The organism is Massilia polaris (genome assembly GCF_012927275.1).
Taxonomy (GTDB): domain Bacteria; phylum Pseudomonadota; class Gammaproteobacteria; order Burkholderiales; family Burkholderiaceae_D; genus Telluria_A; species Telluria_A polaris.
In genome coordinates this window covers 228,640-251,857 of the sequence record NZ_JABBGG010000003.1, presented here as the reverse complement: position 1 = coordinate 251,857, position 23,218 = coordinate 228,640, and the positions used below count along the sequence as shown (strand labels likewise).

Annotated in this window: 25 protein-coding genes; 11 read left to right on the top strand and 14 right to left on the bottom strand. The window is 63.9% G+C overall.

All coding sequences use genetic code 11. The features are described from left to right. Positions 1-59: 59 nt before the first annotated feature. On the top strand, positions 60-1,007 hold the full coding sequence (locus HHL21_RS07430) for a beta/gamma-crystallin domain-containing protein (RefSeq protein ID WP_169464627.1): 948 nt from the start codon (positions 60-62) through the stop codon (positions 1,005-1,007). Between the two features lie 123 nt (positions 1,008-1,130). Here HHL21_RS07430 and HHL21_RS07425 read toward each other — a convergent pair whose 3' ends face one another. From HHL21_RS07425 to HHL21_RS07415, 3 genes are read right to left on the bottom strand one after another with little or no spacing between them, the layout of a single operon-like run. Next, positions 1,131-1,385 (bottom strand): hypothetical protein, encoded by a 255-nt coding sequence (locus HHL21_RS07425; RefSeq protein WP_169464626.1) that lies wholly within the window; start codon positions 1,383-1,385, stop codon positions 1,131-1,133. A gap of 8 nt (positions 1,386-1,393) precedes the next feature. Continuing rightward, the gene (ku, locus tag HHL21_RS07420) at positions 1,394-2,389 is read right to left on the bottom strand and encodes a non-homologous end joining protein Ku (protein WP_169464625.1); all 996 of its coding nucleotides are present in this window, start codon (positions 2,387-2,389) and stop codon (positions 1,394-1,396) included. 38 nt (positions 2,390-2,427) lie between these two features. Further along, positions 2,428-3,420, bottom strand: coding sequence for an SDR family oxidoreductase (locus HHL21_RS07415; protein WP_169464624.1), 993 nt, complete (start codon positions 3,418-3,420; stop codon positions 2,428-2,430). A gap of 160 nt (positions 3,421-3,580) precedes the next feature. Here HHL21_RS07415 and HHL21_RS07410 point away from each other — a divergent pair, with 160 nt between their 5' ends. The 3 genes from HHL21_RS07410 to HHL21_RS07400 all read left to right on the top strand — a co-directional run bounded on the left by HHL21_RS07410 (position 3,581) and on the right by HHL21_RS07400 (position 6,053). After that, a complete protein-coding gene (locus tag HHL21_RS07410; protein WP_169464623.1) occupies positions 3,581-5,218 on the top strand; it encodes a SulP family inorganic anion transporter in 1,638 nt (545 codons plus the stop codon). Positions 5,219-5,233: 15 nt separating this feature from the next. After that, positions 5,234-5,383, top strand: a complete 150-nt coding sequence (locus tag HHL21_RS07405) for a hypothetical protein (protein WP_169464622.1) — start codon at positions 5,234-5,236, stop codon at positions 5,381-5,383. 118 nt (positions 5,384-5,501) lie between these two features. After that, positions 5,502-6,053 (top strand): GNAT family N-acetyltransferase, encoded by a 552-nt coding sequence (locus HHL21_RS07400; RefSeq protein WP_169464621.1) that lies wholly within the window; start codon positions 5,502-5,504, stop codon positions 6,051-6,053. Here the strand turns inward: HHL21_RS07400 and HHL21_RS07395 are convergent. After that, positions 6,021-6,680 (bottom strand): 1-acyl-sn-glycerol-3-phosphate acyltransferase, encoded by a 660-nt coding sequence (locus HHL21_RS07395; protein WP_169464620.1) that lies wholly within the window; start codon positions 6,678-6,680, stop codon positions 6,021-6,023. The two genes, HHL21_RS07400 and HHL21_RS07395, sit on opposite strands and share 33 nt — an antisense overlap. Positions 6,681-6,870: 190 nt before the next feature. On the opposite strand from HHL21_RS07395, the gene arsC reads away from it, so the two are divergent. After that, positions 6,871-7,302: an arsenate reductase (glutaredoxin) gene (gene arsC / locus HHL21_RS07390; RefSeq protein WP_169464619.1), complete on the top strand. Its 432-nt coding sequence runs from the start codon at positions 6,871-6,873 to the stop codon at positions 7,300-7,302. A 20-nt stretch (positions 7,303-7,322) separates the two neighbouring features. Here the strand turns inward: arsC and HHL21_RS07385 are convergent, their stop codons facing one another. Then, positions 7,323-8,375, bottom strand: a complete 1,053-nt coding sequence (locus tag HHL21_RS07385; RefSeq protein ID WP_169464618.1) for an alkene reductase — start codon at positions 8,373-8,375, stop codon at positions 7,323-7,325. Positions 8,376-8,560: 185 nt separating this feature from the next. On the opposite strand from HHL21_RS07385, the gene sugE reads away from it, so the two are divergent. Further along, positions 8,561-8,878 (top strand): quaternary ammonium compound efflux SMR transporter SugE, encoded by a 318-nt coding sequence (gene sugE, locus HHL21_RS07380; RefSeq protein WP_169464617.1) that lies wholly within the window; start codon positions 8,561-8,563, stop codon positions 8,876-8,878. 43 nt (positions 8,879-8,921) lie between these two features. Here the strand turns inward: sugE and HHL21_RS07375 are convergent, their stop codons facing one another. Further along, positions 8,922-9,899, bottom strand: a complete 978-nt coding sequence (locus HHL21_RS07375) for a M14 family metallopeptidase (RefSeq protein ID WP_169464616.1) — start codon at positions 9,897-9,899, stop codon at positions 8,922-8,924. Positions 9,900-10,030: 131 nt separating this feature from the next. Here HHL21_RS07375 and HHL21_RS07370 point away from each other — a divergent pair, with 131 nt between their 5' ends. Beyond that, positions 10,031-11,176 carry an acyltransferase family protein gene (locus tag HHL21_RS07370; protein ID WP_169464615.1) on the top strand — a complete coding sequence of 382 codons (1,146 nt, stop codon included), beginning with the start codon at positions 10,031-10,033 and terminating at the stop codon, positions 11,174-11,176. Here the strand turns inward: HHL21_RS07370 and HHL21_RS07365 are convergent. Genes HHL21_RS07365 through HHL21_RS07355 form a run of 3 tightly spaced genes read right to left on the bottom strand, consistent with a single transcriptional unit; the run spans position 11,157 to position 13,170 of the window. Further along, a complete protein-coding gene (locus HHL21_RS07365) occupies positions 11,157-11,630 on the bottom strand; it encodes a hypothetical protein (protein WP_206085647.1) in 474 nt (157 codons plus the stop codon). The two genes, HHL21_RS07370 and HHL21_RS07365, sit on opposite strands and share 20 nt — an antisense overlap. Positions 11,631-11,667: 37 nt before the next feature. Continuing rightward, positions 11,668-12,540 (bottom strand): pirin family protein, encoded by an 873-nt coding sequence (locus HHL21_RS07360; protein ID WP_169464614.1) that lies wholly within the window; start codon positions 12,538-12,540, stop codon positions 11,668-11,670. 30 nt (positions 12,541-12,570) lie between these two features. Next, entirely contained in the window at positions 12,571-13,170 is a 600-nt protein-coding gene (locus HHL21_RS07355) for an FMN-dependent NADH-azoreductase (RefSeq protein WP_169464613.1), read from the bottom strand. Between the two features lie 107 nt (positions 13,171-13,277). On the opposite strand from HHL21_RS07355, the gene HHL21_RS07350 reads away from it, so the two are divergent. Further along, the gene (locus tag HHL21_RS07350) at positions 13,278-14,204 is read left to right on the top strand and encodes a LysR family transcriptional regulator (protein WP_169464612.1); all 927 of its coding nucleotides are present in this window, start codon (positions 13,278-13,280) and stop codon (positions 14,202-14,204) included. Positions 14,205-14,254: 50 nt separating this feature from the next. Here the strand turns inward: HHL21_RS07350 and asd are convergent, their stop codons facing one another. Beyond that, positions 14,255-15,109 carry an archaetidylserine decarboxylase gene (asd, locus tag HHL21_RS07345; RefSeq protein WP_169464724.1) on the bottom strand — a complete coding sequence of 285 codons (855 nt, stop codon included), beginning with the start codon at positions 15,107-15,109 and terminating at the stop codon, positions 14,255-14,257. A gap of 154 nt (positions 15,110-15,263) precedes the next feature. Here asd and HHL21_RS07340 point away from each other — a divergent pair, with 154 nt between their 5' ends. After that, positions 15,264-17,447 carry a TonB-dependent receptor plug domain-containing protein gene (locus HHL21_RS07340; protein ID WP_229496170.1) on the top strand — a complete coding sequence of 728 codons (2,184 nt, stop codon included), beginning with the start codon at positions 15,264-15,266 and terminating at the stop codon, positions 17,445-17,447. Positions 17,448-17,451: 4 nt separating this feature from the next. On the opposite strand, the gene HHL21_RS07335 is transcribed toward HHL21_RS07340, so the two are convergent. After that, positions 17,452-18,687 carry a TCR/Tet family MFS transporter gene (locus HHL21_RS07335; protein WP_169464611.1) on the bottom strand — a complete coding sequence of 412 codons (1,236 nt, stop codon included), beginning with the start codon at positions 18,685-18,687 and terminating at the stop codon, positions 17,452-17,454. Between the two features lie 47 nt (positions 18,688-18,734). Next, positions 18,735-19,394, bottom strand: coding sequence for a ribonuclease HI family protein (locus HHL21_RS07330; RefSeq protein WP_169464610.1), 660 nt, complete (start codon positions 19,392-19,394; stop codon positions 18,735-18,737). 173 nt (positions 19,395-19,567) lie between these two features. Between HHL21_RS07330 and HHL21_RS07325 the strand changes: the two genes are divergently transcribed. Next, the gene (locus HHL21_RS07325; protein WP_370659685.1) at positions 19,568-20,959 is read left to right on the top strand and encodes a cytochrome ubiquinol oxidase subunit I; all 1,392 of its coding nucleotides are present in this window, start codon (positions 19,568-19,570) and stop codon (positions 20,957-20,959) included. Next, a complete protein-coding gene (gene cydB, locus HHL21_RS07320) occupies positions 20,956-21,969 on the top strand; it encodes a cytochrome d ubiquinol oxidase subunit II (RefSeq protein ID WP_169464608.1) in 1,014 nt (337 codons plus the stop codon). The genes HHL21_RS07325 and cydB overlap by 4 nt, the downstream gene beginning before the upstream one ends. Positions 21,970-22,041: 72 nt before the next feature. On the opposite strand, the gene HHL21_RS07315 is transcribed toward cydB, so the two are convergent. Together HHL21_RS07315 and HHL21_RS07310 are read right to left on the bottom strand one after the other, a co-directional pair. Beyond that, positions 22,042-22,758: a thrombospondin type 3 repeat-containing protein gene (locus HHL21_RS07315; RefSeq protein ID WP_169464607.1), complete on the bottom strand. Its 717-nt coding sequence runs from the start codon at positions 22,756-22,758 to the stop codon at positions 22,042-22,044. 195 nt (positions 22,759-22,953) lie between these two features. Beyond that, the gene (locus HHL21_RS07310; protein ID WP_169464427.1) at positions 22,954-23,205 is read right to left on the bottom strand and encodes a hypothetical protein; all 252 of its coding nucleotides are present in this window, start codon (positions 23,203-23,205) and stop codon (positions 22,954-22,956) included. Positions 23,206-23,218: the final 13 nt, after the last annotated feature.

The window sequence follows — 23,218 nt, the reverse complement described above, 5'->3', positions numbered from 1 at the left end:
CCAAACTGATCCTGTTGTACCGTAAGGAAAACAAGCAAGAGAACAAGAGGAGAACAACGATGAGAACCATCAGTTCGATTGTCTATTCCCTGCTCGCACTAGTCGCCATAAGCACAACGGTGCCGAGCTTTTCCCAGGAGCAACGCGAGATAGGAGGCGTGGGGCTAACGGTCTATACCGACGTCAATTTTCGCGGCGCAATTGCAACCTTCCGTCAAGACGAGCCCGACCTGAGGCGGTCCGGTATCAACGACACGATTTCCAGCTTGAGGGTGGAGCCCGGCGAGCGATGGGAAGTGTGCGAGGATGCGTTTTACAGGGGGCGCTGTGTTGTCGTTGCCGGCGAGGAACGCGATCTGCAGCGGGGTTCCTGGAACGATACGATTTCGTCGGCACGACGGGTTGGCGATGAATACCTCCCTCCCGACGCCGGAACTGCTCCTCCTTATGTTCCTGGCTACGGTCCCGGAGCAGGGTCGCAGCGCGGTTGGTACATTGTTCTGTTCGATCAACCCAATTACCGCGGCCGCCCGTCCAACTTCAAGGGGCCGGTCCCGAATGTCGCCCGGCGTGTGCAGAGCGTGACCATCGGTCGAGGCGTGTGGGAGCTCTGCGAGCGCCCCAACTACCGGGGGCGGTGCATCATCCTGAACAACAGCGTGCCCGATCTCCGCGTCCATAATTTGCGCGGGCGTGTAGCATCGCTGCGACCGGTCCCCCGCGCCCGTCCCGTTCCTCCGTCAGGCGGCGACACGTCGCTTGTCCTGTTCGACCGGCCCGACTATCGCGGAGCCGCCACGACTTTCAGGGGGGCGGTGGAATATCTATCGGAAAATGGCAGTCGTGCGCAGAGTGCAGCCATTGAAGGCGGGGAGTGGGAGCTGTGCGAAGGCAGTAACTTCGCCGGCCGCTGCGTCACGCTGGACCGGAACGCTCCCGACCTGGACTCCTATGGGCTGCGGGATCGGGTCGGCTCCGTGCGTCCGCTGCGGCGCGATCCGCGATGAGGGAACGCTCTCGCCGGTGCCGATGAATTCGCACACGGATGGCGCGCACGCCAGCATTCACCTGACTGGCCCTGCGCGCCTTTCTGCCGATTTCGCTCGCTACAGGGAATCCGACGCGCGGAGTTAGCCGGCCGTGGTTTCCGCGCTGTGTTCGTTCTTGAAGATTCCCCGCACATTCAGCACCATCAGCCCCACATTCAGGGCGATCAGCGCCAACGCATCCTCGCCCCATCCCCACGCGATCCACATGACGTTACCGATAATGAGCAGCCAGAACGCGATGATGCGCTTCTCCGGCTTCTGTGACGCCAACAGATACGCAGCGGCCAGGCTGATCGCCATGGCAGGCCATTCGAGCAGTGCGAAAAATTCTGCCATTCAGTTCCTTATGCAGACTTCCGGCGTGCCGGTGCGGCTGCCTTGGCCGCGGGCGCGGCTCTGGTCCTGGGTTTCGCGGCTGCCGTGCGCGGAGCCGCCTTGGCAGCGGTTTTGGAGGCAGACTTGGCCGGCGCCTTGCGCGTCTTCGGCGCTGGCGCTGCTTCCTCCTCTTTTTCCTCGTCGTCGTCGTTCGCCGCCGCCTTGCCCGGCTTCTTGCCGATACTTTGCTGCAGCAGCGCGACCAGGTCGATCACGTTGCCCGACGACGGCGCAGCCTTCTCCTTGCCCGGCATGGTGATGGCCTTGGTTTCGTTGGCGGCGACTTTCTTCTCCACCAGCGCCATCACATCCTCGCGGTAGGTGTCGTGGTATTCCTCGGGACGCCATTCCTCGCTCATGCCCTCGACCAGCGCCATCGCCATTTTCAGTTCCTTGTCCGACAGCTGGGCCGCCTTGGCGTCCGATGCCGGTATCTTCAGTTCGCCGGCCTCACGGATTTCGTCGGCGTAGCGCAGCGTGTTCAGCACAATGGTGTCGCCCACGCACACCAGCGCTGCAAGGTGCTGCTTGACGCGGATGACGACGCGCGCGATGCCGACCTTGCCAGCCTTGCGCAGCGTTTCGCGCAGCAGCGCGTACACCTTGTCGCCGCCTTTGCCGGGCGCGAGGTAGTAGGGCTGTTCGTAAAACAGCAGCGGCACCTGCCCGGCGTCGACGAACGCCAGGATGTCGATGGTGCCCGTGGCTTCGGGATTGGCGCGCCGCAGGTCTTCGTCCGACAGCACCACGTACTCGCCGCTGGCGTATTCATAGCCCTTGACGATGTCGTCCCAGCTCACTTCCTTCTGGTTGTTCTTGTTGTAGCGCTTGAAGCCGACCGGGGAAAAGTCGCGGCGGTCGAGCATGGTCAGGTCCAGCGTGTGGTTCTGCACTGCCGGGTACATCTCGACAGGGATGTGCACCAGCCCGAAGCTGATGGCGCCTTTCCATAAACTGCGAGCCATATGCGTCCTTTCGCCGGCGAGCCGGTCCTTCAAAAAAATCAGCCCACGCTGCCTGTGATCGGCAGCACGATGCCGCTGATGTAACTCGAACAGACCGACGAAGCGAGGAACACGAAGGCGGGCGAAATTTCGTCCGGCTGCGCGGGCCGTTTCATGTCGGTGCTCTTGCCGAATTCCTTGATCTTGTCGGGCGACTGGTCGGCCGGGTTCAGCGGCGTCCATACGGGGCCCGGCGCCACCGCGTTGACGCGGATGCCCTGGTCGAGCAGGTTGGCCGCCAGCGACATCGTGAACGCGTGGATCGCGCCCTTGGTGGCCGAGTAGTCGAGCAGGTTCTTCGAGCCCTTCAGCCCCGTCACCGAGCCGTTATTGATGATCGCCGCGCCGCGCTTGAGGTGGGGAAGGGCCGCCTTCACCATGTGGAAGTAGCCATAGATATTGGTGCGCATCGTTTCGTCGAAGCGTTCCTCGGTCAGGTCCATCAGCGATTGCGCGTGTTCCTGGAAGGCGGCGTTGTTGACCAGGACGTCCAGCTTGCCGAAGTGCCTGACGACCTGTTCGACCGCCTGCTTGCAGAATGCCATGTCTTTGACGTCGCCGGATATCGTCACGCAGCGCGCGCCTTCGGCCTCGACGCAGCGTTTGGTTTCTTTCGCGTCTTCGTGTTCGTTCAGGTACATGATCGCGACGTCGGCGCCTTCGCGCGCGTACAAGACCGCGATGGCGCGGCCGATGCCCGAATCGCCGCCGGTCACGATCGCGACCTTGCCATCGAGCTTGCGGCTGCCGTGGTAGCCCTCGGCCATGAACTGGGGCTTGAGTTCCATCGCGGCCTCCAGACCTGGCTTGACCAGGTGCTGTTCCGGCATTGGCGGCACCGGTTTCTGCTGTTTGCCCGTCTGTACCGGCTCCTTGCTCTCTTCCTTCTGGCCGGCGGCGTCCTTCTGGTCCTGCCGGCTCTGGATTGCGCGCTGCTTGTCCGCAGTGCCTTCGGCGGCCGAGTTCAAGCCCGTTTCATCCGGTTCGCTCATCGATTTCTCCTTGGCTGTATCGGAGAAAGTATTGGCGCGGCGCGCCTGCTTGACGGTGCGCTTACACACATATAGTTGATTCCCCGCGACGGAATCATGCAAATTAGAAATTTTTCCGGGCCCCGTGATAGGCTTGCGGTTTTGGCAGCAGGACGAATACATGCTTGAGTGGTTGAGGCGCTACCGGCGCGCCATGCTGGCCGGGGACATCAGTGCCGGCATCGTGGTGGCCATGATGATGATCCCGCAGGGAATGGCGTATGCACTGGTGGCCGGATTGCCGCCCGTGGTCGGCATTTATGCCAGCATCCTGCCGTCGCTGCTGTATGCGCTGTTCGGCTCCAGCATGACCCAGTCGGTGGGGCCGATGGCGATCATTTCGCTGATGACGGCCACCGCGCTGGCGCCGTTAGCCAGCTCCGGCACGGGACTGTACCTGGTGCTGGCGGCGCAGCTGGCGCTGATGTCGGGCGCGGTCCTGCTGGCATGCGGGCTGCTGCGCATTGGCTTCCTTGCCAATTTCTTCTCGCGCCCCGTGATGAGCGGCTTTACGATCGGCTCGGCGATCCTGATCGCGCTCGCGCAGGTCAAGGTGCTGCTGGGCGGCGAACTGCCACGCTTCCACCTTCCGAGCGCGGCGATGGGCATCGCGTCGCTGCTGGCCTTGCTGTTCGCGCGTAACTACCTTGGCGCATTGCTGCGCAAGGCCGGCGTGCGCGCCACTGCCGCCGATATCGGCGTGCGGCTGGCGCCGATGCTGGTGGTGGTCGCCGCGACCGCGCTGTCGGTGGGATTCGACCTCCAGGCCGCCGGCGTCGCCACCACGGGCGCCGTGCCTGCTGGGCTGCCAGGCCTGAACCTGGCGACATCAAGCGCACACTGGCGCAGCCTGGTGCAGCCGGCGCTGCTGATCGGCTTCATGACTTTCCTGATCAGCATGTCGGCGGCGCAGACGCTGGCGCTGAAGCGTCAGGAAAAACTGAACAGTAATTACGAACTGATCGGCCTGGGCGCGGCGAACATCGGCAGCGCGCTGAGCGGCGGCTTCCCCGTCACAGGCAGCATTTCGCGTTCGGCGGTCAACTTCGCGGCCGGCGCCAACACGCCGCTGGCCAGCATCATCACGGCCGCGCTGCTGGCTACCGCGCTGGTGGCGCCGACCGGCTGGCTGGCGCTGCTGCCGCTGCCGGCACTGGCGGCGACCATCGTCGTCGCCGTACTCGGCATGCTCGAACTGTCGACTCTGCGCACCGCCTGGCGCTACGACCGCGGCGACGCGACGGCGCTGCTTGCCACCGCCGGCGGCGTGCTGGCGATGGGCGTCGACGCCGGCGTCATCATCGGCGTGGTGCTGTCGATGGGGACGCTGATCTGGCGCGCCAGCCGCCCGCACATCGCGGTCCTGGGACGCATCGCCGGCACCGAGCACTTCCGCAACATCGAACGTTATCCGGCCGAGACCCGCACCGACATGCTGATGCTGCGCATCGACGCCAACCTGTTTTTCGGGAATGTCGAAGCGGTTAACCAGCGCATCGAGGACGAACTGCGCAGCCATCCGGCGACACGCAACCTGGTGCTGGTGATGACGGCGGTCAGTTCGATCGATACCTCGGCGCTGTTCGGGCTGTCGGAACTGAACCAGAGCCTGAAGCAGCACGGCATTGGCCTGCACCTGGCCGAGGTCAAGGGGCCGGTGATGGACCGCCTGAAGGACAGCGATTTCCCGGCAGCGCTGAACGGCGAGATTTTTTTGAGCGCCGCGATGGCGTGGGACGGCATCTCATCGGCGGCGTGAACACGGGCGGTGCGCATGACGCTGTCACATCGCCTGCTGGCCCAGGCCTACAACAACCCGGTCGCGCCGCCACAGCTTGACGAATTTTTCAGCGAGATGGACCGCGAAGCGCGCGCCGAGGATTTGCGCGAGCTTGGCTGGACCGGGCAATCGATCTGGGGATAGCGTGCATCGGGGCAGGGCGCAAGCGCACCAGAAATGCGCATCGCGCACGATTGCGGGACGCGGCGGCAGTGCTGCCAGCCTGGACGGCCGCTGGCATGCGTCCTGCTAATTACATTTCATGCGACCTACTACATCCATCCGGCATATCACCCCTGAGGCATTCGGCGAAGTCCGCTCCCAGCTGTCCAACCTCCTGCTCGACACAGTCGCCCTTGGCGCATCGATCGGCTTCCTTGCAAGTATCGATGCGATCGAGGCCGACGCCTACTGGCGCGGCGTGGAGGCGGCGGTCGCGGAAGGCACGCGCCTCCTGCTGGTAGCCGAGGCGGGAGGGGAGGTACTGGGATCGGTGCAGCTGGACCTTTGCCAGCGCAAGAACGGCGCCAACCGGGCCGAGGTGCAGAAGCTGATCGTACATGGCGCGGCGCGGCGGCAAGGCGTCGCCAGTGCCTTGATGAAGGCGGTCGAGCAGGAGGCGCTGGCGCGCGAACGCGGCGTTTTGTTCCTCGATACCGAGGCCGGGGCGCCGGCCGAAGTCTTGTACCGCGGGCTCGGCTACACCTTTATCGGTGGTATTCCCGAGTACGCATGTACTCCGGGCGGTCGTTGGACCAGCAACGCCATTTATTACAAGACGCTATTCAGCCGCAATGGGCAAGGTCAGGCCTGAACCCGTGTGGAGGGCGCGTGGCGGCGCCAGAACGATCGGCGCTTCGTCTTGCGGATGCAGGCCGTGATGGCCCTGGTACACCGCTGCGATGGCGGCCATGTCGCGCTCGACGTCGCCGCTCAGCATCAGGGTGTCGACCACACCGAGGGTCTTGTTCGGATAATCCATGTACACCATCAGAAGAGGCACCTTGGCCGCCAGCGCCAGGTGATAAAAACCGCTGCGCCAGTGCGGGCTGTAGCTGCGCGTGCCTTCCGGGGCAAGCGCGATCCAGCACCATTCGGAGTCGAGCATGTTCTGGGCGAGGCGGGCGGTAGCGCCGGTGGCGGTGCGCCGTTCGACCGGGATGCCGTGCCAGCGGCGCAGCAGCACGCCGATCGTTTTGCCGGTGAGGCCGCGGAACAGCGAGGCCTTGCCCAGCCAGCTGAACGGCAGGCCGAGCGCCCACTTTCCCAGTAGTCCGATGACAACATCCCAGTTCGATGTGTGTGGATAAACCACCACAATGCCATGCGGGCCGGGCAACGGTTTGTACAGCAGGCGCCATCCGATCATGCGCAGGATACGCAAGGCCACGCGCTGGCCCCGGGTCGGCAAGGCGCCAGGCTGTACTTCGTGGTTACTCATCAGTCTCTACTTTCCCCGGGCATTCCGGTCTGAGGCAGCCGGCAACGAAACTTGCGCGGCGGAAAAAGCAGCGATTTTATAGCCCCGCCGGTGTACCGACAAGCAAAACCGCCTTGCCGGGATTCGACGTTTCGAGTAATATCGAAGGATAAAGCATGTTCGTTTCGCACGTCATCCAGGGGAATTTACAATGACCGTCACCATCTATCACAACCCGCTGTGCGGAACATCGCGCAACACACTCGCCATGATCAGGAATGCCGGTATCGAGCCGGAGGTCGTGGATTATTTGTCGGCGACGCCCTCGCGCGACGCGCTGGCGGCGATGATTGCGCAGGCGGGGCTGACGGTGCGCGAGGCGATTCGCAGTAAGGAAAGCGTCTTCGCCGAGCTTGGCCTCGACAATCCGGCCCTTGGCGACGATGCGCTGCTCGACGCGATGGTCGCGCATCCGATCCTGATCAACCGGCCGTTCGTCGTGACGCCGGCTGGCGCACGCCTGTGCCGTCCGTCCGAAGCCGTTCTGGAAATACTGCCGTCGCGGCAGGCGGGCGCGTTCACCAAGGAAGATGGCGAAGCTGTCATCGACGCTGACGGCCAGCGCGTTCCGAAGAACGGCTGACCGCCAGTTTCGCCAACGTTTTAGAGGGGCGGGTAGTCGGTGTAGCCTTCGGCCGTCGGGTGGTAGAACTTGTCGGCACGGACGGGGTTCAGCGGCGCGCCGGTTTTCAGGCGGTGCGGCAGGTCGGGGTTCGCGATGAACCACTTGCCGAAGGCGACGGCGTCCGCTTCGCCGGCTTTCACCACTGCCTCGGCGCTTTCACGCGTCAGCGCTTCATTGGCGATGTAGACGCCGCCGAACTCCTGCTTCAGGTATGGACCCAGGCGGTCGTCGCCGAGGCCTTCGCGCGCGCAAATAAAGGCGATGCCGCGCTTGCCCAGTTCGCGCGCCACGTAGCCGAAGGTGGCCTTCGGGTCGGAGTCGCCCATGTCGTGCGAATCGCGGCGCGGCGCCAGGTGCATGCCGACGCGATCCTTGCCCCAGACGTCGATGCAGGCGTCGGTCACCTCGAGCATCAGGCGCGCGCGGTTTTCGATCGAGCCGCCGTAGTTGTCGGTGCGGTGGTTGGAGCCGTCCTGCAGGAACTGGTCAAGCAGGTAGCCATTGGCGCCGTGGACTTCGACGCCATCGAAGCCTGCCAGCTTCGCGTTCTCGGCACCCTTGCGGTATGCCGCGACGACGCCGGCGATCTCGTTCGTTTCGAGCGCGCGCGGGACAGGGTAGTCGCGCAACGGGCGCAGCAGGCTGACGTGTCCTTGGGCTGCAATCGCGCTTGGTGCGACGGGCGCTTCGCCATTGAGGAATTCCGGGTCGGAGATGCGGCCTACGTGCCACAGCTGCAGGAAAATGCGGCCTCCGGCCTTGTGCACGGCGTCGGTGACCACCTTCCAGCCCTCGACCTGTTCGTCGGACCAGATGCCCGGAGTGTCGGCATAGCCGACGCCTTGCGGCGTGACGGCGGTCGCTTCCGACAGGATCAGGCCCGCGGTGGCGCGCTGCGTGTAGTACCTGGCCATCAATTCGTTCGGCACGCGGCCTTCGCCGATCGCGCGTGCGCGGGTCAGCGGGGCCATGATGATGCGGTTTGGCAGTTGCAGGTCGCCGATGGTGATCGGGTCGAATAATGTACTCATGATGTGCTCCTGTCGCTTGAATGGTTTGTCCGTGCAGTTGACGATTATGGAGCACATGAAAAAATTCTGCTGGCAGCGGAATTTTTCTTGCGATGCTATACTCCTGCCACCTTTTGCTCCAGCTGGGACGACCCCGCATATCAACGGAGCATGGCAAGGACGGCCTTGCCCCATCAAGGCGTCTTATGACCTGGTTCATTCTTCTTATCGCCGGCTTGCTCGAAGTCGCATGGGCCGTCGGCCTCAAATACACTCACGGATTCACCCGCCTCGTTCCATCTGTCTTCACCCTGGTGTCGATGGCGGCGAGCGTGTTCCTGCTTGGCCTGGCGATGCGCCAGCTGCCGCTAGGGACGGCGTATGCAGTCTGGACCGGCATCGGTACAGTCGGCACGGCGATCGCGGGAATGATCATGCTGGGCGAACCGGCAGGCGCGATGCGCCTGGGCTGCATCGCGCTGATCGTGGCAGGTATCCTGGGCCTTAAACTGCTCACCGCCTGACGCGTCGTTCCCGCGTCCCGCGGGAACCCATGCGTAATCCGCTTTACTCGTAACGCTCGAAATCAGGATTCCGGCGCGTCATGTAATACCACTCCGAATTGGCGGCGGCGTTCACGTCCGGGAACAGGATCTTGCCGTCGAAGTCCGCCGTCACCGGCGTGCCGTCCGCGCGCACGCCGATCTGCTCGCCCTTGGCCACGTCATCGAAGCTGCTCCACACGCGGCTGAAGGTGTCGCCGGCATCGAGCTTGTCGTGCACCGCCACCATCGACAGCGTTTCCATCTCTTCGAGCGGCACCGGCTCCGGTTCCGGCGCATCGATCAGCTTCAGGAAAGCCAGCGTGTTCATGATGGCGCGGTAGGCGACATCGGGCGCCCGCGGGTCGTTGTGCTGGCCGCATTCGAGCGTCAGCGCGTAGCCGCCGGTGGTGCGCATGTATTCAGTGGTGCCGACGCCATAACGCAGCACGGTCTGCAGCTGAGCCGCGTCGCCCTGGCCCATGCGGCGCACCACGCCGTCGCCGTAGGTGCGCAGCCAGCCGTCGACAAACCGCTTTACGCCAAGGCGGCGCACCAGTGCGCGCTCTTTTTCCGCGTGCTTGAAAGGCTCCAGCGGACCGTCGTTGTTGCGCGGGCCGACCATCGCGAAAGGCTGGCTTTGCGCGTTGAACGAGTGCAGGTCGAGCAGCACGTCGTGGCGCGCGAGCAGCGGGCACAGCCAGTTCGCGACCTGGTCTTCAAAGTCTTGCGGGTCGTCGTTGGGGAACAGGTTGCGGTTCAGGTTGCGGTCGCCGGCGCGGCGGTTCAGCGCATACGCGAGCGGGTTCACGATCGGCACGAAGGTGACGCTGCCGGCGACAATCTGCAGCGCTCCGCTGTCGAGTTCTTCCATCACGCGGCGGATCGCCTTGGTGCCGCAGGTCTCGTTGCCGTGCACCGCGCCCATGATGATGACGGCCGGACCTTTGCCCAGGCCGGTGTAATTGATCGATTTGAACTGCATGTCGCGTGCTGAAGTCATTGCCCGGCTTTCCCTGAAAGGTCGTGCGACGGCGCCCCTGTGGTCCGCTGCATCCGGTATTTTATCGGGAAATGCTGGCATCGGTGGAATTGGCATGGCATCATCGGCCCTCGATTTTTTACACCCCGTTCATGAGCCCCATTCATCCAACCCGCCGCCTTTTCGGCCTCGACACGCTGCGCGCACTGGCCATCGTGCTCGTCGTGCTGCACCACTACACCCTGTTCGTCAGCCGCTCCGACACCACTTTCGGCTGGTTCGGCGAGATCGGCTGGGTAGGCGTCGACCTGTTCTTCGCCTTGTCGGGCTACCTGATCGGCAACCAGATTTTCGCCGCGATGCGCAGCGAGGCCGGGTTCTCGCTGCCGCGCTTCTATGCGCGCCGCTTCCTGCGGACGCTGCCTGCCTTTTATGTCGTGCTGGCGCTGTATGCCTTGTGGCCGTGGTTCCGCAAGGGGCTGGAGATGCCGCCGATGTGGAAGTTCCTGACCTTCACGCAAAACCTCGATCTTACGCCGGGAACGGCGTTTTCGCATGCATGGTCGCTGTGTATCGAGGAGCAGTTCTATGTGCTGCTGCCGGCGCTGGCGCTGCTGGTTGCGTCGCTGCGCGGATCGCTGCGCTGGGCATGGTTCGCGGTGGCGCTGGCGTTCGCCGCCGGGATGGCGGTGCGCGCGACGATGTGGCAGGAACTGGTCGATGGCAGTGCGCAGCCCGGACTGAACTACTACAAATATATCTACTACTCGACGTTCTGCCGTTTCGACGAACTGGTGGCCGGTGTGGCGCTGGCGCTGCTGAAGAACTACCACCAGGACGCGTGGCGCCGCCTTACCTCGAACGGCAACGTGATGCTGGCGGCCGGCGCATCGGTTTGCGCGGTGGCTTTCTGGCTGTTCCTCGACGAACGTGAAGGCTTTGCGATCACGGTCGTGGGCTTCCCGATGCTGGCGCTGGGCTTTGCCTTGCTGATCGTCGCGGCGCTAAGCGAGCGTTCGGTATTGCGCGATGTCCGTGTGCCCGGCGCCGAAAGCCTCGCATTGTGGGCGTACGCAATCTACCTGACGCACAAGCAGATCGGAATGCTGGCGCGCGAGCCGATGCAGGAACTGGGTTACCCGCCCGGCTCGCTGGTAGCCATCGTCGCCATCATGGCGCTGTCGCTGGTGTTCGGATGGCTGCTGTACAAGCTGGTCGAGTCGCCGTTCATGGCGCTGCGCGACCGGTATGTGCCGACCAACTTCGCCCGCCCGGTGCCTACGCCTCAGCCTCAATAACGTCGAAGGCGGAGTGCATCCCGCCGAGGAAGGCGAGGATGTCGCGCGAGCGGGTCGCGAGGTCGTCATGCACGCCGCGCCCGATCGCGCCGCGCAGGCCGGGAATGGCCTCCTGCGTGTATGGGCTTTGGTAAGCGTTGATCAGCATCGCCACCAGGTCGACCGGATTGCCGCAGGAGCGGCGCATGCGCGTCTCGATGACGGCCATGAGCGCACGCTGCATGCCGGGCGTGGGATTGACGATGTAGGCGAACACGCTGGGCGTATTGGAGATCGAGTCGCAGATCGAGCGCTCGATGGCGTCCGGCTTTAGGTCGGATGCGATGTCGAAGTAGGCCGGGTTCCAATGCGTGCGCGCATATGGATGGCGCGCCGGGAACGAGCTGACGGTCTCGAACCCGCACGCGCGGCTGGCCCAGGCGAGGGCGTCAAGGATTTTCGGAAGCAGTGGCATGCTGACAGTTTAACGCATGCCACCGCCGGGCTACGAATCAGGCCGCGAAGCGCCCGGCGCGGTAGTCGTCCATCGCCTGCATGATTTCGGCCTGGGTGTTCATCACGAACGGGCCATACTGCGCAATCGGCTCGTTCAGCGGACGTCCGGCCACCACGATGAAGCGGCTTTCCTTCGGCGCGACGATGCGTACGCCATCGGCCTCCGGATCGTTCGCCAGGATCGCCATGCGCGCTTCCGGCACGCACGCTTCGTCCACGACCAGATGTCCCCGGTACGGGTAAATGAAGGCGTTGTGCCCTGCCGGCAGCTGCAGGTCGAACGCGGCATTGGCCGGGAGCGTCACGTCGAGATAGAGCGGCTCGGTTCCAGCGCGCTCCACCGCGCCGGCAACGCCATGCGTCGTACCCGCGATCACCTGCACCACGGCGCCTGACCCGGTGGTGAAGCGCGGTATGTCACCCGCGGGAATGTCGCGGTACCACGGTTCCATCATCTTGTCGCTCGACGGCAGGTTGAGCCAAAGCTGGAAGCCTTCCATCAAGCCGTCGGTCTGCTCCGGCATTTCGGAGTGCGCCACGCCGCGGCCAGCGGTCATCCACTGCACGCCGCCGTCCGTGATCAGCCCCTCGTTGCCGCCGCTGTCCTTGTGGCGCATGCTACCGGTCAGCATGTAGGTGATCGTCTCGAAGCCTCGGTGCGGATGCTCCGGGAAGCCGGCGATGTAGTCGCCCGGCTTGTCGCTGCCGAAAGCGTCGAGCATCAGGAATGGGTCGAGGCGGCGCTGGAGCGTCTGGGTGAGGACGCGGTTGATCTTCACTCCGGCGCCATCGGTCGTCGGCTGGCCGTTGACCAGGCGTTCCACGCCACGGCCACGGGTCACACGTTCCTCAGTCACTGTTTGTGCCATCACATTCTCCTTGTCAGCGCCGCCTGTTAATCAGGCGACGGCTTCGTTAACCTGCGCGTCAGCTTCTGCTATCGCCTTTGCCACTGCGTCCGGACCCATACCGTGGCCTTCCGAGTACACGAAGGTGACATCGGTCAGGCCGACGAAACCGAGGAAGGTCTTCAGGAACGGTACCTGCGAATCGCTCACGCCGTCCTTGTGAAAGCCGCCGCGTGACAGTGCGACGAATACCTTCTTGTTCTTCAACAGGCCTTCAGGACCTTCGGCGGTGTAGCGGAAGGTGACGCCGGCGCGGGCGATCGCGTCGAACCAGCTTTTCAGCTGCACGGTGATGCCGAAGTTGTACATCGGGGCGCCGATCACGATCGCATCTGCTGCCTGGGCTTCGGCGATCAGCGCGTCGTCGAGTGCGACACGGGCCGACTGCTCAGGGGTGCGCTGGTCGGCTGGCGTGAACAGTGCGCCCAGGGTCGCTTCGTCGATCGCCGGATGCGGGTTGGCTGCGAGGTCGCGGCGTACTACGCCGGCGCCGGGATTGGCAGCCTGCAGGCGGGCGACGATGGCGTCGGCGATGCGGGTGGACTCGGAACCGGTCGAACGGGCGCTGGAATTAATCTGCAGGATGTTCATGTGTGTCCTTTACGGGTTGAAGTACGATGAAGTACACTTTACGTGTTCCAAAACCAATCCGGAAGCCATTAAAATGGATAACATTGTTCCTCAGGTGGCACAATCAAATGGACGTTGAACCGAACGACCTCCTGCTGTTCGCCCGTATCGTGGAAAGCGGCAGCTTCAGCCAGGCTGCCCTGCGGGTGCAGCTGCCCAAATCGACCGTATCGCGCCGGATCTCGCTGCTGGAAGCGAAACTGGGCGAGCGGCTCCTCCAGCGGACCACCCGCAAGCTGGTGCTGACCGAGTTCGGCGCCAGCCTGCTGGAGCATGCGCAGAAAGTGGTCGAGGAGGTCGAGGCGGCCGGCGCGCTGGTCCAGCACCGCCAGCAGGCGCCGAGCGGACGCCTGCGCATTTCGGCGCCGGGCGACTTTGCCAATATCGGCCTGACGACGGTGATGAAGCAGTTCATGGAGCGCTACCCGGCGGTGAACGTCGAGCTCGACCTGTCGCCGCGCCGGGTCGACCTGGTGTCGGAAAACTTCGACATTGCGATCCGGATGGGCGACCTGCCTGAGGACTCGACTCTCAATGCGCGCCGCGTGGTGCTGGAGCACACCGGCCTGTATGCCGCGCCGTCGTATATCGCCGCGCGCGGGATGCCGGTGCACCCGGACGAACTTGAGCAGCACGACCTGCTATGCCTCCTGAGCCGCACGGGCGGGGCCTTGCCGTGGGTGCTCACCAATGGCAAGACACGCTGGGAGAAGCCGCTGCCGGCGCGGATGACGGCCAATTCGCCCGACCTGCTGGCGCGGATGGCGTTTTCCGGTGCGGGTATCGCGGCAACTTCGGACCTGTTCGCGGGGCCGTATGTGGAGAGGGGAGAGTTGGTGCGCGTGCTGCCGGAGTGGGACCTTCCGGTCGCGACGGGGTGGGCGGTGTTCCCTGGCCGGCGGCTGATGCCTGCCAAGACGCGGGCATTCCTCGACATGATGGAAGAGATGTGCTGCGAAGATGCGCAGCGGCGAGGCAGGCCGGCGGTGCGGTAATCAGGCAAAAAACGGCGGATGCGCGCAAGCGCTTATCCGCCGATTTGACCTTAAGCCTTCGGACGATTCCCCATCATCTCGCCGAGGCGAATCCCGCGCTCCGGCGCCCAGTCCTGGTTGAACTTGATCGTATCCGGCTTGAACAGCATCACGATGGTCGAACCAAGCAGGAACCTGCCCATTTCCTCACCCTTCTTCAGCACCACCTGCTGGTCGTCGTAACGCCACTCGCACACCTTGGCCTGGCGCGGCGGATTCACGACGCCGTGCCACACGGTGGCCATGCTGCCGACGATGGTCGCGCCGACCAGCGTCATCACAAATTCGCCATGCTCGGGCGATTCGAATACGCAGACCACCCGCTCATTGCGCGCGAACAGTCCCGGAATGCCGCGCGCCGTGGTCGGATTCACCGAGAACAGCGCCCCAGGCACATAGATCATGCGCGTCAGGCGGCCGTCGCACGGCATGTGCAGGCGGTGGTAGTCCTTCGGGCTCAGATAAAGGTTAGCAAAGCTCCCGTGCTGGAAGTGCGCCGCCAGCGATGCATCGCCGCCCACCAGTTGCGTGGTGGTGAACTTGTGGCCCTTGGCCTGGAAAATCTGGTGGTCGTCGATCTCGCCGAACTGGCTGATGGCGCCATCCACGGGACAGATGAAGTCCGCATCGGCCAGCGGGCGCGCGCCTTCGCGCAGCGGGCGCGTGAAAAATTCATTGAAGCTGCTGTAGCTCTCGATGTCCGGGTTCACCGCCTCGTCCATGTTGACGCCGTACTTGCCGACGAACCAGCGGATCAGGCCCGTGGTCATGGAGCCGCCTTTGGCGCCCGCAACGCGGCCCGCGAGGGTGGTGAGCGCCTGTTTAGGCAGGAGGTACTGCGGCAGGACTTTGATGCGAGACACGATGGCAACCTGTAATCAAGACAATGCCGAATTATGCCTTTACTCGGCCCGAATGGCCAATTTAGTGCTGGCAATCAATTAAAAATATTTCTCTCGACGCAACACATGTGCGATGTTTTCGTAGACAATGCTGTCTACATTAACATTTGCCTTGAATATGACGACCCAACGCATCCCGCTTTGCATGACCATCCTCGCCGCGGCCTTCGCCACGATGGCCGCCGCCCAGGCCCGGCAGCTGACCAAAAAACCCGCACAGCCAGTGAATACGCAGGCCGAGGAAAAGATCCAGCAGGTCGAGGTGAAGGGCAGCTCCGACGCATACAACCCGCGCCGCGACGATACGGCCAGCAAGATCGTCGTCAACAACGCGGAAATCATCAAATACGGCGATACCAACGTTCTCGATGTGCTGAAGCGGTTGCCGGGCGTGACGGTCAGCGGCGGCGCAGTCCGGATGCGCGGTCTCGGCGCAGGCTACACGCAGTTCCTGGTCAACGGCGAACGCCCGCCGTCGGGCTTTTCGCTGGAGTCGCTTGCGCCCGATGCGATCGAACGGATTGAAGTCATGCGCGCGGCCAGCGCGGAGTTTTCGACACAGTCGATCGCGGGTACCGTCAACATCGTGCTGAAGAAGGTGGTGAGCAAGGCCTCCCGCAACGTGACGGTGGGTGCCGGTGTGTCGCGCGGCCTGGTCAGTCCATCCGCAAGCGTCCAGCTATCGGACAAGGTCGGCAGCATGTCGTACACGGTCTCGCTGATCGGGTCGCGGAATAAGTTCGAGCAGGACGCCCCATCAATCGAGGAAAGCTTCGACCTCACCGGACGCCGCGCGGCGTTGCGCGAAAGCGCCGCACACAATATCGGCGAAAGCGAGGCACTGAATTTCGGGCCGCGCCTTTTCTGGACCTTCGCCGGCGGCGATACGCTGTCGTGGAATTCGTTCGTGAACAAGCGCCGGTTCAGCATGACGTCCGAACGGCGCACCAAAGTGGCCGAGGGCCCCGTGGTGCCGTTCCCCGACAGCGATTCGCTCATGTCGAGCGACAACGAGTCCTACCGGACGGACCTGAACTGGGTACGCAAGCTCGCTGGCAGCGCGCGCATCGACGTGAAAGCCGGCGCCTCGTACTCGCGCGACGGAACCGATACGCGAAGGATCGCATTCGACCGGGAAGGCGCCACGGCGCTTAACAGCGTCAACATCACGGACGCCGATGAAATCGGCTACACCACAACCGGCAAATACTCGGCGCCGATCGGCGAGGGCCACGCCTTCGCGATGGGCTGGGACGGTGGTTACGCCGATCGCGACGACGGCAAGCAGCGCCGCGAGACCGGCCTGGCCGGCGCCTTCCCGATCAACTCCGACGAGGATTTCGCTGCCGAGGTTGCGCGTTTCGCCATGTACGGCCAGGACGAGTGGACGATCACGCCGCAGCTGTCGGTGTACCTCGGCGCGCGCTGGGAAGGCATCCGCACGACCACGTCCGGTAATACCTTCGCGACCACCACTTCGCGCACCAGCGTCTGGAGTCCGCTGTTCCACACGCTGTACAAGATTCCTGACATGAAGGGCGACCAGGTGCGCCTGTCGGTGACCCGTACGTACAAGGCGCCGTCGACCTCCGCCCTCGTGCCGCGCCGGTTCACCGCACTGAATAACAGTGTCACCGAGCCCGACTTCCAGGGCAATCCGAACCTGAAGCCGGAGCTGGCCCTGGGCGTGGACGCGTCATATGAACACTACTGGGGCGAGGGCGCCTTGCTGTCGGCCAGCGTCTCCATGCGCAAGATCCAGGGATACACGCGCCGTGGATTGATCCTTGACACCGACGGACGCTGGGTAGCGCTGCCGGTCAACGATGGCGATGCGCACACGCGCGGTATCGAGCTGGAAGCGAAGTTCCCGCTCAAGGCCGCCATGAGGGGCGCGCCTGCAGTCGACCTGCGCGCAAGCGTAAGCCGCAACTGGTCGTCGGTGGATGGGGTGCCGGGGCCGAACAATCGCCTCGACTCGCAGACGCCGTTCTCGGCGACCTTCGGTATCGACTACAAGGCCGGTCCGCTGACAGCGGGCGCGAGCTACGCGTTCAAGAATGGCGGGCCAGTGCGCATTTCGGAAAACATCGGCAGCTACACCAGCGTGCGGCGAGACCTGGACCTGTACGCGCTCTGGAAGTTCAACCCGACATACCAGCTGCGCGTGGCGGTGTCGAATGCGCTCGGACAGGACTTCATCAGCGATTCGACCTACACAGACAGCTTCGGTTCATCACGGTCGCGGTCGATCTACCCGGGACCGACCGTGGCGCGTGCAACGCTGGAAGCAAAGTTCTGACCCGCTAAGCCCTGGCCCGGCGCGTCCTGAAATAGCGCACCGCGAGCATGATCGCGCAGGCCTGCAACAGCGCGCACGCGAAGAAGGTGCTGCCGACGCGCCAGTCCTGCTGCGGCAGGCTGCTGGTCAGGCCAAGGATCGTGGTGCCGGCGACCGGCATGATAATGATGCCGACGCTGGAAATCGACTGTAGCGATCCCATCAGCTCGCCCTGTTCGTTGGCCGGCGTAGCTTTCGAAATGATCCCCTGCAGTGCCGGCCCGGCGGCGAAGGCCAGCAGGTTACACAGGATGAAGACATACATCATCCAGCCCTGGGACGCCATCCCGTACAGGAAGTAGGTGATGCAGCCGGACGTCAGGCCGAGCAGCGCAAGGCGGACCTCGCCGAAGCGCCGGATCAGGATCCCCAGCAGGCCCGCCTGGACCACGGCGGCCGCCAGGCCCACGCAGAACAGCGCGATGCCGTTCTCGCGCGGCGTCCAGTCGAAGCGGAAGGTGGTGTACAGCACCCAGGTCGACTGCAGCGTCATCTGCGCGAACACCATCAGCGTGTAGACATACACGAGGCCACGAATATCGGTGCGGCGGAACAGCTTGCGGATCGATGTGAACGGATTCATGCGCGCCAGCGAAAACGGCGAGCGCTGCGAGGCCGGCAGCGACTCTGGCACCACAAGGTAGCCGTACAACAGGTTCGCCGCCGACAGCGACGCCGCCACATAGAACGGCAGGTGCAGGCTGACGTCGCCCAGCAGGCCGCCCAGCATCGGGCCGCAGATGAATCCCAGTCCGAACGCCGCGCCGATTTTGCCGAAGCTTTTCGCACGGTTCTCGTGGGTCGAAATATCGGATGCATAGGCCGACGCCACCGACATGCTGGCCGACGACATGCCGCCGACCACGCGCGCGATGAACAGCCACGCCAGGTTGGGCGCCCACGCGGTAACAAGGAAGTTGATGCACATGCCCGCCATCGAGTACATCAGCACGGGACGCCGCCCGACCCGGTCGCTCAGTGCGCCGAGCGCCGGCATGAAGATGAACTGCATCAGTCCGAACACCATCGTCAGCACGCCGAACCACATGGCCTGCTCGTCGCGCGCGGCGACGAATTCGCCGACCAGCAGCGGCATCACCGGTACGATCAGGCCGATGCCGAGCATATCGATGAAGATGCAGACGAGGACGAAGTTCAGGTTTCCGGGGCGGGGAAGGGGGCTCGCTGGGGCGCTGGTCATGACGGCATAGTAACGCAGGATCAGGCTCGGCGGGATAGCGACTGTCGTTATTCCGGCATCGCCGAAGCGCGCTGGGACAGGGCGTCCGCCGCCGCGTTCTTGTGGCGCGGGATCCAGCGCAGCGACACGCCGTGCAGCTTCGCGAGCAGTGCGTGCGCGGCCTGGCGGTAATCGGCCAGCGACTGCGCTGCATACAGGGCAGGGCCGTTCATATCGTCGATCACGACCCGGCTGTCGCCGTAGATGACGAGGTCGTGGGCGGCGCTGTCGACGGCCGCTTCGAGCAGCGCGATCAGCGCCTGGTATTCAGCTTCGCTGCTGTTGCCGTATCCGGCAGCGCGCGAGATTTCGATGGCCGCGCCGCCCGGTCCCTGAAGCAGGCCGCCGATGCCGCAACGGCCCGGATTGGGATGGGCCGAGCCGTCGAACCACGCGCGCCAGGCGGCAGGCGGCCCTTCATGCCTGGCGTTGCGGCGTGCGTCCAGCGCCGCCTTGCGCTGGTCGCGGGCCTGGATGCGGGCCGCATCGGCCTGCTGCAGCGCGAGCCGCGCGGCAAGCAGCGAGGCTAGTCCGGCCACGCCGGCGGCTGCGGTCAGGATGCGTTCGAGCGCTTCGTCTTCGGTGATACCGGAAGCTGCCGCGAGCTTGCGGCCGGCGCTTCGTTCGGCCTTGTAGGCGGCGTTGTGCAACTGGGATAGCTCAATCATGCCGGCAGCATAACCGGTTTCCGCACGATTGACATTCGTGGTCTTATTTGCAACACTGAGCCGCCTGGGCTCGCCGGTTCAAACAGGACGAACTTCCCCGGTCGCCTGCGATCTGATCCATACACAGGTCGTAATCGTCCCTCGTGAACATGCCGGAGTGATGAATGGAAACTATTGCTGGTTTTGACGCCTTGCTTCTTTCCAGGATCCAGTTCGGGTTCACCATCGCTTTCCACATTATTTTCCCGGCGTTCACCATAGGCCTGTCGGCTTTCATCGCCACGCTTGAGCTGCTGTGGATGCGCACCGGCAAGCCGCACTATCACACGCTGGCGCGTTTCTGGACCAAGATCTTTGCCGTGTCGTTCGCCATGGGCGTGGTGTCCGGCATCGTCCTCGAATACCAGCTCGGCACCAACTGGAGCCGTTTCGCCCAGGTCTTCGGCAACACGCTCGGGCCGCTGTTCAGCTACGAGGTGCTGACCGCGTTCTTCCTGGAGGCGAGCTTCCTCGGCATCATGCTATTCGGCTGGAACCGGTTTCCGCCGTGGCTGCACACGCTGGCGTCCATCTTCGTCGCGCTCGGTACGGCGCTGTCGGGATTCTGGATTCTCGCCGCCAACAGCTGGATGCATACGCCGGCCGGCTTCGCGATGGAAAACGGCGTCACCATCCCGGTAAGCTGGTTCGCAATCATCTTCAATCCGAGTTTCCCGTACCGGTTCACGCACATGATGATCGCGACCTACCTGACGACCTCGCTGGTGGTCGCGGCGACGGGGGCGCGCTACATGCTGGGCGGACGCTTCCGCACTGAATCGCGCACCATGCTGCATATGGGGCTGGGCATGCTGGCCGTCCTTGCCCCGTTGCAGGCTTTCGTCGGCGACCTGCATGGCCTGAATACACTGAAATACCAGCCTGCAAAGATAGCGGCGATCGAGGCGCACTGGGAGGGCTCGAAGCCGGCGCCGCTGGTGCTGTTCGCCTGGCCCGATGCCACGGCCGAGCGCAACATCGCCGAAGTCTCGATCCCCGGCCTTGCCAGCCTGATCGTCACGCACAGCATGGACGGGACATTCAAAGGGCTGAAGGACTTTCCGCGCGAAGACCGGCCGCCGGTGTGGCCGGTGTTCTTCAGTTTCCGCATCATGGTCGGGCTTGGCGTGCTGATGATACTGACCGGGGTGGTCGGCGTCTTCCTCTGGTGGCGCAAACGCCTGGATGAGACCACCTGGTTCATGAAACCGCTGGCGCGCGCATGGCCGCTTGGTTTTATCGCCTTGCTGGCGGGCTGGATGGTGACCGAGATCGGGCGCCAGCCGTGGATCGTCTACGGCGTGCTGCGCACCAGGGATGCGGTGTCGCCGGTGAGCGCCGGCGCGGTGATGACGTCGCTGGTGCTGTTCGTGCTGGTCTATGGCGTCGTGTTCTCGATCGGCATCTGGTACATCAACAAGATGATCGAGAAGGGGCCGCAGCCGAGCTTGCCGGGCCCGGAAACGCTGCCGAGCCGGCCGCTTGCCGGTGGACGTCCTACCCAGGCCCAACAGGAGCCGGTATGAACGAACTCTCCTATACCTTGCCGGTCATCCTGGCGCTGGTGCTCGGCGTCGGCGTCGCGATGTACATCGTGCTCGACGGCTTCGACCTCGGCATCGGCATATTGTTTCCGTTCTTCCGCGAGGAGATTGAGCGCGACCAGGTGATGAATTCGGTCGCCCCGTTTTGGGACGGCAACGAAACCTGGCTGGTGCTGGGCGGCGTCACGCTCTGGGCCGGTTTTCCGAAGGCTTTCGCGGTCATTTTGCCGGCCATGTACCTGCCTGTGCTGGTGCTGCTGCTGGCGCTGATCTTCCGCGGCGTGGCGTTTGAATTCCGCTGGGTCGCCAAGCCGGACCATCGCAAATGGGACGCGGCGTTCGCCGGCGGCTCGACGCTGGCGGCGTTTTCCCAGGGCCTGATCCTGGGCGGCGTGTTGCAAGAAATTAAGGTTGTGGATGGCCAGTTCGCCGGGGGCACGTTCGACTGGCTGACACCATTCTCGGTCATGTGCGGCCTGGGAATGGTTGCCGGATACGCGCTGCTGGGAGCGACGTGGTTGCTGTTCAAGACCGAAGGGGAGGTCGAGCGGCATGCGCGCCGGATGGCCGCTCCGTTGCTGCTGGGCTTGCTCAGTTTCATCGTCGTGGTGAGCATCTGGACGCCGTTGCAGATCAGCCGTATCGCCGAGCGCTGGTTCAGCTTTCCGAACACCTTCTTCCTGGCCCAGGTGCCGGTCGCGACGGCGCTGTTTTCGTGGCTGTGCTGGTACGGCATCCGCAAAGGGCGGACCCTGCTGCCGTTTGGCTCGGCGATCGCGATCTTCCTGCTTGCATTCGGCGGGCTCGTGGTGTCGAACGTGCCTTACCTGGTGCCGCCGACGATGACCGTGTGGGATGCGGCGGCGCATCCGTCGTCGCAGATGTTTTACCTGATCGGAGCATCGATCCTGTTGCCGGTGATTCTTGCGTACACCGTGCTGGTGTTCTGGCTGTTCCGCGGTACGGTCAAGGTGGACGAGGGTTACCACTAAACCTGTTTCCTGCATGAAAAAAACCACCACGACATGCTGTCGTGGTGGCTTCTGTCCGTTACCGGCCAGCGCTTAGTAGCGGCGCTCGTTGTCCGGGCGGCGGTCCTGGTCGTTGCGGACGCCGTCGCCGTCACGGTCGGCATCGCGGCGGTTCGAGACGCCGTCATTGTCGATGTCTCGGTCGTGGCGGTCGCCGCGTTCGAGGCGGTCTGGCACGCCGTCACGATCGCGGTCGCGGCCACCGCGGGACCAGCGTGGTTCCTCATAGTGCCAGCGGCCATCGCGCTGACGCCATTCGTGCGGACGGTAGACGTAGCCCGGGCGTGCGCTGATCCATGCGCCCTGGATCCACTGGTAGCGTCCGCGGCGCCATTCCCAATGGCCCGGCTCCCAGATGTAGCCGCGGCGGGCGTGCGGGACGCGCTCATAGCGCAGTGGCGGAGGCGCCGAGCGGATGCCGCCGTAATCGCGGTCGTCCACGACGACCCAGCCGCCTTGGTGCAGGCCATAGCCGCGCGAATCGCGGCGCCATTCGGCGGGACGCCAGGCGTAGCCGTCACGGGAGCGTTCCCAGTGTCCGGCGCTCCATTCGTGGCGGTTGCCGGTCCAGTTCCAGTAACCTGGCGCCCAGACATAGCCGGCACGTGGGGCTGGCACGCTTTCAAAGCGCGGGGCAGGCGGGGCCGAACCAATGACGACGCTAAATTCGGATTGTGCAAGCGACGACAGCGGCATGTAGGCAGCGGCACCGAGGGCAATCATGGCGGCGAGTGTGAGTGTGCGTTTCATTTTATTGATCCTCAAAGAAAAAGCGTGAGTTCAATATATCAACGCCTTCGGAGAAATAGCGCACACGATTCAACAACTTACAACTGAAACAGATTTTGACGCGGTTCGCCCGTCTTTGTTACAAGTGCTGTAGGAGCGCGCGCCGTCGCGTGCTCCGTCTGGTCCGACGGAAGAGCACGCGAGGTGATTTTGTCGTCAAAAGCTGCTTCGTGAGGCGACCTTGAACGATGCGTCGCGGGCCTCTTCTTCCAGCGACAGGCGCTTCTCTTCAGCGGTCATGCGGCGGGCGCTGACGACGACTACGGGAATCGCTTGCTGGGTTGCGGCGGCTGCGACCGGCATGCGGGTGGCGTTCGCTTCTGGCAGCGCATCGAAGGCGACGCTGGCTGGGCCGGCGATGGCCAGGGAGACGAGGAAGACTGCTTCCATGTTTTTAAGGATGTTCATGATGACGTTCCTT